The 10,456-nt window shown below is 67.3% G+C and carries 14 protein-coding genes and 2 pseudogenes; 4 read left to right on the forward strand and 12 right to left on the reverse strand.

From position 1 onward, the window contains the following. Positions 1-36 precede the first annotated feature (36 nt). Positions 37-360 carry a hypothetical protein gene (locus EES42_RS41450; RefSeq protein ID WP_124723397.1) on the reverse strand — a complete coding sequence of 108 codons (324 nt, stop codon included), beginning with the start codon at positions 358-360 and terminating at the stop codon, positions 37-39. A 407-nt stretch (positions 361-767) separates the two neighbouring features. Next, positions 768-995, reverse strand: a complete 228-nt coding sequence (locus EES42_RS41455; RefSeq protein WP_124723398.1) for a hypothetical protein — start codon at positions 993-995, stop codon at positions 768-770. 694 nt (positions 996-1,689) lie between these two features. On the opposite strand from EES42_RS41455, the gene EES42_RS41460 reads away from it, so the two are divergent. Continuing rightward, the gene (locus EES42_RS41460) at positions 1,690-3,207 is read left to right on the forward strand and encodes a transposase (protein WP_277426172.1); all 1,518 of its coding nucleotides are present in this window, start codon (positions 1,690-1,692) and stop codon (positions 3,205-3,207) included. Between the two features lie 107 nt (positions 3,208-3,314). Here the strand turns inward: EES42_RS41460 and EES42_RS41465 are convergent, their stop codons facing one another. The 3 genes and pseudogenes from EES42_RS41465 to EES42_RS47760 all read right to left on the reverse strand — a co-directional run. Next, complete coding sequence (locus EES42_RS41465; RefSeq protein WP_124723399.1) at positions 3,315-4,013, reverse strand: TenA family transcriptional regulator; 699 nt, start codon at positions 4,011-4,013, stop codon at positions 3,315-3,317. 131 nt (positions 4,014-4,144) lie between these two features. Beyond that, positions 4,145-4,702, reverse strand: a complete 558-nt coding sequence (locus tag EES42_RS41470; RefSeq protein ID WP_164495528.1) for an EF-hand domain-containing protein — start codon at positions 4,700-4,702, stop codon at positions 4,145-4,147. A 168-nt stretch (positions 4,703-4,870) separates the two neighbouring features. Then, positions 4,871-5,059, reverse strand: a pseudogene (locus tag EES42_RS47760) (TetR/AcrR family transcriptional regulator); the annotation flags it as partial. A 35-nt stretch (positions 5,060-5,094) separates the two neighbouring features. On the opposite strand from EES42_RS47760, the gene EES42_RS41480 reads away from it, so the two are divergent. Further along, positions 5,095-5,976, forward strand: a complete 882-nt coding sequence (locus tag EES42_RS41480) for an IS5 family transposase (RefSeq protein ID WP_124723401.1) — start codon at positions 5,095-5,097, stop codon at positions 5,974-5,976. 24 nt (positions 5,977-6,000) lie between these two features. Here EES42_RS41480 and EES42_RS41485 read toward each other — a convergent pair whose 3' ends face one another. The 3 genes from EES42_RS41485 to EES42_RS41500 form a co-directional block, all read right to left on the reverse strand. Beyond that, on the reverse strand, positions 6,001-6,408 hold the full coding sequence (locus tag EES42_RS41485) for a contact-dependent growth inhibition system immunity protein (protein WP_241196923.1): 408 nt from the start codon (positions 6,406-6,408) through the stop codon (positions 6,001-6,003). 392 nt (positions 6,409-6,800) lie between these two features. Continuing rightward, positions 6,801-7,067 (reverse strand): hypothetical protein, encoded by a 267-nt coding sequence (locus EES42_RS41495; RefSeq protein ID WP_206433869.1) that lies wholly within the window; start codon positions 7,065-7,067, stop codon positions 6,801-6,803. Next, positions 7,067-7,303: a hypothetical protein gene (locus EES42_RS41500; RefSeq protein ID WP_124723403.1), complete on the reverse strand. Its 237-nt coding sequence runs from the start codon at positions 7,301-7,303 to the stop codon at positions 7,067-7,069. Before EES42_RS41500 ends, EES42_RS41495 begins: the two co-directional genes overlap by 1 nt. A gap of 400 nt (positions 7,304-7,703) precedes the next feature. Between EES42_RS41500 and EES42_RS41505 the strand changes: the two genes are divergently transcribed. Next, positions 7,704-7,976 carry a DUF6225 family protein gene (locus EES42_RS41505; protein ID WP_124723532.1) on the forward strand — a complete coding sequence of 91 codons (273 nt, stop codon included), beginning with the start codon at positions 7,704-7,706 and terminating at the stop codon, positions 7,974-7,976. Positions 7,977-8,147: 171 nt separating this feature from the next. Here the strand turns inward: EES42_RS41505 and EES42_RS41510 are convergent, their stop codons facing one another. The 4 genes from EES42_RS41510 to EES42_RS41525 all read right to left on the reverse strand — a co-directional run bounded on the left by EES42_RS41510 (position 8,148) and on the right by EES42_RS41525 (position 10,142). Next, positions 8,148-8,384 (reverse strand): PIN domain-containing protein, encoded by a 237-nt coding sequence (locus EES42_RS41510; protein WP_241196924.1) that lies wholly within the window; start codon positions 8,382-8,384, stop codon positions 8,148-8,150. Between the two features lie 45 nt (positions 8,385-8,429). Then, entirely contained in the window at positions 8,430-9,014 is a 585-nt protein-coding gene (locus EES42_RS41515; RefSeq protein ID WP_124723404.1) for a hypothetical protein, read from the reverse strand. Between the two features lie 172 nt (positions 9,015-9,186). Then, positions 9,187-9,573, reverse strand: a complete 387-nt coding sequence (locus tag EES42_RS41520) for a hypothetical protein (protein ID WP_124723405.1) — start codon at positions 9,571-9,573, stop codon at positions 9,187-9,189. A gap of 29 nt (positions 9,574-9,602) precedes the next feature. Continuing rightward, on the reverse strand, positions 9,603-10,142 hold the full coding sequence (locus tag EES42_RS41525) for a helix-turn-helix domain-containing protein (protein ID WP_164495530.1): 540 nt from the start codon (positions 10,140-10,142) through the stop codon (positions 9,603-9,605). Between the two features lie 60 nt (positions 10,143-10,202). On the opposite strand from EES42_RS41525, the pseudogene EES42_RS41530 reads away from it, so the two are divergent. Continuing rightward, positions 10,203-10,456, forward strand: a pseudogene (locus EES42_RS41530) (HNH endonuclease); the annotation flags it as partial.

Raw genomic sequence — 10,456 nt, forward strand, 5'->3', positions numbered from 1 at the left:
CGCACGGTACCGGGCGCCCCCGCCGACGCGCACGACTCAGTGACGGTACTTGGCTGTTTCGCCGTCAACGTAGACCATAAAGGGCTTGAACGGCGGCCCCGCTTCGGGTGGCGACGGGTGTAGTTCCACCCCCCGATCGAGAATTTCCTTTGTGGCTGCAATCTTGTCGATAGGGAATCCCTGTTTCGCGGCCTCCTCGTGCTGTTCAAACAAGGGCCGGACAGATTCCCAGGCATCTAGAGGCTCGAACCTGCACTTGTTCCAGAACATGTCGGGGATGCTGACGTACAGGCGACCAACCGGGACTCCCCCCACATACATGATCAAATGCGGCTTGATCTCCTCGGCCGATCCCATCATTGTCACCCTCTTCCCAGGTCATCGAGTATTTTCTTCAGTGGCACGTGACGGTCCAGGTCGCGGTGGCGGTGCCCTGGTAGCGGTCGTCCGGGCGGCCGGCCGAGGTCTTGTGTGTAGCGGTGGCCGCAGGGCGCCAAGAGCATCCGGTCACCTTCTCCAGACGTTGACCTTCTCCGTCGTCAGGAGCGGTGCTCCGTCCGGGCCCTTTTACATGAGACGGAATCCAGGTCTTCCGGTTCCGCCAGGACCAGTGGCGAGTTTGTTCCTTTTCATCTCGTTCGCCAAGCGCTCTCTGGACATCAGGTACCAGACCACCAGCTCGCCGCGATACGGGCCCCAGACACACGCCTCGACGGGGACGGCCATGCCGTTGCTGTCAACGTTTCCTACGCCGCCTTCCCACCAGATCATTCCGTGGACGAAGGCCGGTCGGCCGCCGACCACCGGGCCGCGGCGAGCTGCGCGCCGAAGTGCACGGCCAGTGCCGCCATGTCCGCGGTCGCCCAGTACAGGTCGGCGGTCTGGAGATGCCCGGCGAGGCCGGTCAGCGCGTCCTGCTTGGGCCCGTCGTCACTGGTGGCCCGAAGAAGGCTGGAGTCCGGGTTGGGCAGGAAGCGGGCGGTCTGGGACCGCATCCTGGGAAGGGCTCGGGCACCCCACGGACGACCATGGCCATCCACCTGCGGCAACAAGGGCTTCCTCGTCCAACTCAGTCGCCCCGGACCAGGGGAGCCCCGGGGCGACTGACAAGTGCTCAGAGGGGCGTATAGGCGGGCTGGTACGCCTCGGTCCGGCATCGTGCGCCGATCCGTCATGAACAGGGCTAGCTGTCGTCGGCTTCGGGCTCCGGCCCGAATTCGGACAGGCGGTTCATGGCCGCCCCGCCATCGGGCCGCTCAAGCAGCGCCCTGACCAGGTATGCGGCATCGGCAGTGTCCTCCAACAGGCGCATGGTGTGCCGTAGCGCCGTTGCGGCAGCCAGGTCAGCAACGAGGATCTGTTTTATTCAGCACTCCGAGACCCTAATCACGTGGGCCTCGATCACGCTGATGACCCACCGCATCACCCGCGCACCCAAGAAAGTCGACGGCCTGCCTGTCCTCCCTGCACGGGTTCTGCAAGACGCCTGGCTTCGGTCAACGACTCTGCTGCGCAATTCGCTGCGAGGGTAAGGCCGGGTCGGCGATGATCGTTGGCGGGGTCGCTTCCTGTCGTGCGGCCCTGGAGGCGGTACGGATGTCGATGCGGCCGGTGGGGTTGCCGGAGATCCCGGAACAGACGGTGGTGGTGGCCCGGGCGGCGTTCCCGAAGGGGAGTATGCCGATACGGGTGCGGGATCGCCTCGCGGAGGGCTTCGTCGACGAGCCGTTCACGGAGGCGTTCGGGGTGCGGGGTGCTCCGGGCCTGTCACCTGGGGTGTTGTCGCTGGTGACGGTGTTGCAGTTCGCGGAGGGCCTGACGGATCGGCAGGCCGCGGCGATGGCGGTGCGGGCGATCGACTGGAAGTACGCGCTGGGGGCGGAGCTGACGGACACCGGTTTCGATGCCAGCGTGCTGTGCAGGTTCCGGGCCCGGCTCGCGGACAACGGTATGGAGCGGGTGGTCTTCGACCGGCTCCTTGAGCACTGCAAGGAGGCCGGCCTGGTGGCGGCCGGAGGCAAGCAGCGCACGGATTCCACCCATGTGATCAGTGCGGTGCGGGACTTGAACCGTCTGGAGCTGGCCGGGGAGAGTGTGCGGGCGGCCCTGGAGGCCCTCGCGGTCGCGGCACCGGCCTGGCTGGCCGGACACATCGACGTGACGGAGTTCGCCGAGCGGTACGGGCTGCGGGTCGACGGCTGGCGCATGCCGCCCTCGCAGACGAAACGTGACCGTCTCGCCCAGGTCTTCGGGCAGGATGCCCTCGCCTTGTGCCGGGCGGCCTGGGCCGATGACGCTCCGGCCTGGATTCGCGAGATCGAGGCCGTGGGCTTGTTGCGGCAGGTCCTCGTGCAGACCTACATCGTCCGGATCGATGCCCGGGGACGGCAGGTGATCAGGAAGCGGGACGCCGACGACGGCGTCCCGCCCGGTCAACTCCGCCTGGCCTCCCCCTACGACTCCGACGCACGCTGGGCGGCCAAGGGCGACGACCTGTTCTGGATGGGCTACAAGATCCATCTCACGGAAACCTGCACCACCCTCCCCGACGCCGACGCGGGGACAGGGGTGATGCCGAATCTGATCACCGACGTGCACACCACCGACGCGACCGTGCCGGATGTGAAGGCGACCGCCCCGATCCAGCGCAAGCTCGCCAGGCACGGAGTGAAGCCCGGCGAGCACTACCTCGACTCCGGCTACCCGTCGGCCGACCTGATCACCAAGGCCCTGAAACAGGGCATCCGCATGGTCACCCCGGTCCTCCTGGACCATTCTGCCCAGGCCAAGGCCGCCGAAGGCTTCGGCAAGAACGCCTTCACCATCAACTGGAAGACCCGCCAGGTCCGCTGCCCCGCCAGCAGGACCAGCTCCCACTGGAACCCGGTGAAGCAGCACGGCAAAGACGCGATCGTCATCACCTTCAGCGTCCTGACCTGCCGGGACTGCCCTCTCCAGAAGCAGTGCACCACCTCGAAGACCGGGCGCCGCATGCTCACCCTGCGGCCCGGGGAACTCCACGAGAACCTCGCCCGGGCCCGCGCTGAGCAGAAGACCGACACCTGGAAGAACAAGTACGCCTGCGCGCCGGAGTCGAGGGCACCATCAACCAGGCCCTCGACATCACCGGCATCCGCCGGGCCCGCTACCGAGGCCTACCGAAAGTCCGCCTCCAACACGCCTTCTCCGCCACCGCACTCAACGTGATCAGGCTCGACGCCCACTGGACCACAGGCCCCCTCGACCGCCCCCGCACCAGCAGGCTCGAACGACTCAGCTACCGACTCTCCGCCTGAACGAATTGCGCAGCAGAGTCAACGACCCAGTTCGGACAGATCGCTGTAGAGGCGGTTCAGCGCGTACGCGCCCAGGCCGAGGCCCTGGTCGATTCGGCGTCGTGCGGCTGGGTTTCGGTAGTGGGGTTCTAGCAGCAGGAAGAAGTCCTCTGCGTGTTGTTCGTCGATTTCGGAGTGGAGGCCGTAGTGCATCAGGTCGGCTTGAGCGACCCAACCGCGGTTCACAACCGCGTTGCCCGTGATGGCCGATACCGAGGCGAATGCGTACTCGATCGCGCCCATGCAGCCAATTCCTACCTGCGGGTCCTCCCACGTACACACCGCACTGAGAACGCTGTTGTACGCGTGGACGGCCGGCATCATCTTCAGGCCGTTCAGCCGTACGGTGTCGCTGCCGATGCTGGCCAGAAATCCGCGGAAGGTCTCGTGATGGAATTCCTGAGGGCGGAATCCGCCGTGTTCTTCCACGACATTGCCCAGGATGCCGATGCGATCCGCGGGGTGCTCGATCCGGGACACCAGCGCAGCCATCGGACGGGCGAAGTAGGTGACGGCGAAACCTAGTTGCTCCTGGCTTGTGCGGAAGTTCTCCAACGACATGCTTCCGTCTACCAGCGTTCGGAAGTACGGATTGTTCAGGACACCGGTCTCGGCCACGATGTGCTTGGCGTGCGCTGTCACCAGCGGGGCCTTGGTTATCTGCAGATGGGTGGTCACAGTCGAATTCTCCTGGCGTGTTGTTCCTGAGCGCGGCTCGATGCGGGACCGGCGGAGCCCCTCTGATCGCCGGTGCCGAGTGGAATGAGCACCCGACGGCGGACGAGAAAATGCTGTCCGGTTCTGTCGGCTCAGGAACGCAGGGCTCCCAGGAGGCGGTGACCTCGGTCGTTCGGATCAGTACTGCTGTGGAACACGCGAATGGCCGCTCTCAGCTCGTCAGTTGAGATGGAGCCGGAGCTGTCGGTGTCGATGTCGGCGAACGACACGTCGATGTCTTCGTCGCTCAGCGCGAAAGAGGACTGAAACAGGCGCTTGAACTCGGACTTGTCGAGTTCACCGTCTCCGTCGACGTCGGCGGTGGCCACGAAGACCTTGGCGGACGGCGTGACAATCCGCGCGTAATCATCCGGCTTGTCCCCCAGGCTGACAAACCCGGCCAGGAATTCGTCGCGTGATACGACGCCGTCCCCATCTGTGTCCATAGGGACAAACAATCTCTTCCAGTACTCCAGAAGGGATCTCTGCAGCGCGCTGGCGGGGGCGGTTCCTGGCGTGAGCTTGAATTCCCGCGTCGTGCGGCCCGCCCAGGTGTACACGTCGGTTTCGCTGACCCACCCGTCGCGCTCGCGATGGAACACGTTGTAGTAATGCCGGGCCTTGCTGTGGATAATGGATTTTTCCGGCATGCGAAGACCTCGAATTTTCTTGCGCGGTGGTCGAATCGAATATCCACCGCGACCCGGTCCACGAGCAATGACTCGTGAGCTCAGGGTGGCAGCGTTTCCCTTCCCGGGCGCCGGCACCAAAGCTTCACCACTCATTCGAGTGAGTAATTCGGCCTGGCAGTTTCAGGTTCAAGGGCGTGGCGCCGGCGCGACCGCGATCCGGCGATGGATGTCCTCAAGCAGGTTCCGCATCGCTGTGCGGAAGGTTTCAGTGTGGTGGTCACCGAGGAAAGAGGTATGCCGGAACACCTCAAGGGCGACGAGGCCATGCAGGTGTCCCCACGCGATCAGCAGGAGCGCGGTCACTGGGGGCGGCAGATATCTCAGAGGGCGTTTGAGATCTGGCGTGTCGCATGGCCGGTGCGGTCGTTGGGGACTGCGTGAGTGCTTCTGGGGGCAGGTATCCGTCGGACCTGACGGACGAACAGTGGGCTCTGGTGGAGCCACTACTACCGGCCGCGAGGGTGGGGCCGAAGGGCGGACGGAGGGAGAAGCATCCACGGCGGCGGATCGTAGACGCGATCTTCTATGTCGTGCGGACCGGGTGTGCCTGGCGTCAGCTGCCGAAGGACTTTGCGCCCTGGCCGACCGTGTACTGGTACTTCACGTGGTGGCACGATGACGGAACCGTGGAGCGGCTGCACGACGCGCTGCGCGACCAGGTCCGAGTGGCCGACGGCCGCAGCGCCGAACCTAGCGCCGGGCTGATCGACTCGCAGTCCGTGCGCACGGCCGACACTGTCCCCGTTTCCACCAGAGGGTTTGACGCAGGCAAGAAGGTCAAAGGCCGCAAGCGGTTCATCGTCACCGACACGCTCGGCCTCCTGCTGGCGGTACACGTTGTTGCTGCGAGCGTCCAGGACCGTGACGGCGCGAAACGCTCTTTGCTTTGGACTCGCCTCCACCATCCGAGCATCCGGAAGGTCTGGGCGGACCAGGGCTTCTCCGGAAGGCTGGTCGATTGGAGCGCTTCGATCCTCGGCCGTGAGCTGGAGATCGTCCGTAAAGCGCCTGACCAGCGGGGCTTTCAGGTCCAGCCCAAGCGTTGGGCCGTTGAGCGGACGTTCGCCTGGATGACCGCGCACCGGCGGCTTGCCCGTGACTACGAGACCGATCCCGCCCGGTCCGAGACCATGATCCGGTGGGCGATGATCGGCATCATGGTCCGCCGGCTCACCCGAGGTTGCCCAGCCAAACGGCCAGGACCACGGCGCCTTCAGTGGACAGGCCCGTAGTAGATGACAGGCATCTGCAACGCGTCAGGAATTCTGGACGGCGCCTACGAACCGCTCGACCTTGCTCCGCAGATCTGACGAGAGGCCGGAGAGGCCGTCGACGATGAAGGTCAGTTGCCTTGCAAGCTCCGGATAGGTGCTCCAGACAGCTGGGTTCCTGGTCAGGACCGCGCGCAGCAGGTCGCCCTCGTACATGTCGCCTTCAGCCAGCGGGTTGTCGCGAAGCACCTCCACCGCGAGCGGAAGAAGCACCGGCAGCCCAATGTCCTGCCCGATCAGCAGGCGCAAGTCCTCAACGGTCAGAGTCCCGACCGGCCGGCTCCGCAGAGCATGCGCCGTCGCCATGAGATAGGTGGCGTCGGGCGGGGGCGCCTGCCAGCGATCACGTTCGAGCTCCTCAAGGGACCGACTACGGTCGATAGATACAGCCACCAGACGATTCTCTCGTGAATGCGTGTGGTCGGGTAGCCGGAGACCAGCGGTGGTCTCCGGCTACCCGACCACAAGGCGAGATCTCAAACACGGTCTCAGGCCGTAATGCGGCAGCTGGTCCAGATAGGCCCCTGGATGCAGGCGGTCCACTGGGTCGCTGGGGCCGGGCTGTACCGGCCGCAGCGGCACGGTCGCACGGGCCGCGCAGTTTCGGGCCGATGACGGTGCGGGTCGCCCAGGAGCTGGCGCAGCTGTTCCCGTGCCGTCCGGGGATCGAGTACCTGGTGCGGCGTACCGGGCTGTCGGAGCGGTCGGTGGAGTACCGTCTGGGGATGCTGCGGGAGGCCGGGCTGCTCGCGTGCATCGTGCGGGCACCTCGGCTCCTTCGCTGGTCAGACCTCGATGTACGCGACGACCACCACGGTGCGCAAAGCCGTGACCCAGTACAGAAGCCGGACGCGCTCGACGTCGTCGGCGTACTGGCGCAGCTGGGGGCCGGTGGTGTCGCCGGGGAGCGGTTCGCCGGCGTCGGGGTCGACGGAGATGACGACCAGGGCGCGGTCCAGGGCGTGGAGTTCGGCTTCGCTGGTCAGGTTCTCCAGCTGTTTCGCGGCGGCGTCGGAGAAGGCGATTCGGGCGCGGCGGCCGTGTGGGGCCATCAGGCGACGGCCGGGCGCTGGGCGGCGAGCCGGGTGAGGTGGGTCTCGCGCAGTTCCTCCCAGGGCGTGCAGTCATCCACCGCGGGCAGGCCGTTGGCGGCGATGTCCTCCAGGACGGCGGCGAGCTGGTCGGCGCTCTCGCGTGTCCTGGCCGCGTACGCACGAATGGCGTCGGCGGCGGCGGGCTCCAGCTGCTGCCGGGCGGCAGTGTCGGCGGGGGCCGGCTGTTCGCTCATTGGGGGCCTCCAGGGCGCGGACGGGCGTGTGTCACCACGGTATCGGGCGGGCGCGGGCCGTGGGGACCACTCCGCAGCACCCGGCCCGGAGCGGGTCGGCCGCGCGTCACATGCCGAGGGAGGACTCGAAGTCGCCGGTGATCTCGCGGGCCGGCTCGGTCACGTCGTCCTTGATGGCGGGGAACTCTTTGGTGTCGAGCAGCCCGGCCTGGCCGTCGCGGGTCCTTTACCGGACGAATCCGCGCCATCCGCGCCCCGGTACCGTGTGTCCGGCTGGGCCTGTTTCACCGCCGGTGATCAGCTTTTCACCCCAGCCCCTGTGCCCCGGATCAGTGAGCTCTGGCCCGGGGCGCAGCCGTGTCTTCGCTGGCAGCGCGGTTCGGTCCGGCAGTCTGTGTCCATGACCGACGTCTTCGAGCACACCCCGCAGGTCTGGAATGCCGCGCGGCTTCGCGACGCGCTCAAGGACCTGCCCGATGACGCGCCCATCCATATCGGCGTGGCAGGCGACCCCGGCGACTTCGACGGATACCGGGACTTCGTTCTCGTGGACGCGCATCAGGTAGAGAACTGGTGGCCGGCCACTTCCACAGCGCCGGAACGTACCGAGACAGCAAGGGCACTGACGCTGTTCGCCGACTGGGAGCCGGGTGCCTACGACCGTCTGGACTGACCCCCGTACCCACCGCGGCGCCTCGCCCTGGGTACGGGGGCAGGTGGGGTTCAGCGGAGTGATGCCGGTCCCCGCGTACAGCTCGTGTTACAAGACCGTAAGCGGCTCCCCCGCCTTCACCGCGTGCCATGCGATCGCAGCCGCGTGAGCCACCGGCCAGTCCACGGCTCTCTAGTCCATCGCGTCCACCGCGTGCCCGGTGGTGAACGGAACGTTCTCCGCGAACCGCAGGGACGCCGCGTGCTGGCCCGCACCCGTGTCCTGCCGCTCCGCGGCAAGGACCGACAGCGACGGGACGATGACGCGGCCGGTGCCGCGGGAGGCCTTGATGTACAGGCCGGTGAGGAAGGGATCCGCACGGTACAGAGCGGTCAGTGCGGTGTGGTTCAGGACTACCACCAGGTTCACGCGGCGGCGCAGCCCTGATGCGCGCGAATCAGGTGCGGGCGGCGGTCATCGACGCCACACGTTCACCTTCTCCGTCGCCAGCAGTGGCGCCCCGTCAGGCCCCTTCATGTGGGCCGGAACCCATGTCTTCCGACGCAGTGACCGGTCCGGGCCGTGCGCCTGGTTGCGCCAGTGCCCGGAGACGACCCAGCGGTGCCGGTACCGTCGGGGCGGATCCCCGCCCTCATCCGCGTCCTGGTCTTGTGGGGTGTACTGGCGGCGCAGGTCCACGATGCTCACCTCGGGCGCGGGAAGCCCGTCCCGGGCGTAGGCGCGCGCCGTGGGCTTGTCCGCACGCTCCTGTGTCCGGTCGACAAGCTGGGGCTGCTGCATCAGCAGCCATGCCGCGGCAAGGGCCGCGACGACCGGCTGCGGGAGCTGCGGATCGACCTCGGCCAGAGGCGCCGGCTCGGTAGTCACGGGCAGGGTCGCCGCGCAGATCGGGATCAGCGGCGGGATCGCGTCCTCGGCGACCTCGTAGCGGCCGATCCGGGCGACCTCGGCGGCAAGGCGGCTGCGCGACATCAATAGCCAGAGCAGCAGTCCGCCCTCGTACGGGCCCCACACGCACGCCTCGACAGAGCACGGCAACGTCCCGGTCGTCGGTCGCCGGGACGGCCTGGACCGGAGGCTCGACGTCGGCGAGGAGCTCCAGGAGGAGGGCGCGGCGCTCGGTGTAGGGGTGGCTTCGGCAGTCGCCGATCTGCGGGTCCGGGTGCTGCAGGATGTCCCAGCAGCTGTCCGAAGCGGCCTCGGCGTCCAGTCAGTCGTCGCTCCGGAAGATCTGTTCCCGCCTGGCAGCTGCCAGGCGGGCGCAGACGGTCGCGGGCTCGGCTCCTGTGACGGTGGCGATCTGGTCGATGCTCAGCATCAGTTGGTGGTGGAGGAGGTGGGTGTCCTCGATGGCGGTGGGGGTGCGGCCGCTGCGGCGTGCGACGGTCTGGGTGAACCACTGCCACGTGCAGGCCGAGGGGCGCCGCTCGGCGACCACGGAGGTCCAGGTGCTGGCCACGGTCTCGAAGAGTTTCGATGTTGCTATCCGGGCTTCCTCCGTGGGGAGGTGGGCGGCGGCGTAGGCGTGGTAGGTGGGTCGGTGGAGGTCGTAGAACGCGTAGTAGGCGTTTGTGAGGACGGCGGGCGACGGCTTCATGGCTTGCTTCCTTGTTCTGCCGTTCCTGGTCAGCCGAAGGCGTCCGCGGGGAGGCTGCTGCCTGGCCCGCGGTTGTACGTGGCGTTGCGCCACAGGGGGAGGGCGATCTCGGGCTTGCTCTGCAGGGCGGTCGCGAGCCGGTGGTAGACCGTCCATTGCGGTACTCCGGGGCCGTGGAAGGCCCACCGGAGGTCGGCGATGGTGATGCCGCGCGGGGCGGAGCTGATGAGCCTGTCCTCGCGGGGGGAGCCTGCGGCGTAGTTCAGGGCCTGGAAGTAGGTGCGCAGGGTGTGCACGGGGTCGGTGGTGTTGACGGGGTCGTCGGCGGCGATCTTCCAGAGCAGTGTGGCGAACTCAGTCTCGGTGCTGCCGGCGCACTCCTTGGCGATCAGTTCCACGTACGCGAGGGTGGCGGACCGCTCGCCGGACAGAATGCGGGAGAGGTAGGAGCGGTGGATGTTCATGCGCAGGGCCAGCTCCCGCTGCGGGATCCCGGACTGCTTCCACATGAGGGTGAGCGCACAGGCCAGGCGCTGGTGCGGGTCGCGCAGCGAGGCCTTCTTCGGCATGGCCCGTTTGACCGCCCGCTGCGAGCCGAACGCCAGGACGGGGCGTTTACGGGTCGCGAGATCACGGTCGACGGTCCGCGGCGGGTACGCGACCTGTCCCTCGCGGAGGCCATCGCCAAGATCCCGGCCGGTACCGAGGACCGCACCGGGTACGAGCGCGATTCCTTCCGCCTGTGGGTCGACGCGGACAAGGACGGCTGCGACACCCGGAAGGAAGTCCTGATCGCCGAGGCGGTCAAGGCTCCCGAGCAAGGGGCCCGGTGCGCGCTGAGCGGGGGCGAGTGGCTGAGCTACTACGACGAGGTCACCGTGAA

The sequence above is a fragment of the Streptomyces sp. ADI95-17 genome, assembly GCF_003846175.1.
GTDB classification, from domain to species: domain Bacteria; phylum Actinomycetota; class Actinomycetes; order Streptomycetales; family Streptomycetaceae; genus Streptomyces; species Streptomyces sanglieri.

Excerpts from the sequence above, each read along its gene's own strand:
- EES42_RS41505 (WP_124723532.1), top strand. The coding sequence starts at position 7,704 with ATGACCGACGTCTTCGAGCACACCCCGCAGGTCTGGAATGCCGCGCGG.
- EES42_RS41495 (WP_206433869.1), bottom strand. The coding sequence starts at position 7,067 with ATGGCCCCACACGGCCGCCGCGCCCGAATCGCCTTCTCCGACGCCGCC.
- EES42_RS41480 (WP_124723401.1), top strand. The coding sequence starts at position 5,095 with ATGGCCGGTGCGGTCGTTGGGGACTGCGTGAGTGCTTCTGGGGGCAGG.
- EES42_RS41525 (WP_164495530.1), bottom strand. The coding sequence starts at position 10,142 with ATGCCGAAGAAGGCCTCGCTGCGCGACCCGCACCAGCGCCTGGCCTGT.
- EES42_RS41450 (WP_124723397.1), bottom strand. The coding sequence starts at position 360 with ATGATGGGATCGGCCGAGGAGATCAAGCCGCATTTGATCATGTATGTG.
- EES42_RS41500 (WP_124723403.1), bottom strand. The coding sequence starts at position 7,303 with ATGAGCGAACAGCCGGCCCCCGCCGACACTGCCGCCCGGCAGCAGCTG.
- EES42_RS41470 (WP_164495528.1), bottom strand. The coding sequence starts at position 4,702 with ATGCCGGAAAAATCCATTATCCACAGCAAGGCCCGGCATTACTACAAC.
- EES42_RS41520 (WP_124723405.1), bottom strand. The coding sequence starts at position 9,573 with ATGAAGCCGTCGCCCGCCGTCCTCACAAACGCCTACTACGCGTTCTAC.
- EES42_RS41455 (WP_124723398.1), bottom strand. The coding sequence starts at position 995 with ATGCGGTCCCAGACCGCCCGCTTCCTGCCCAACCCGGACTCCAGCCTT.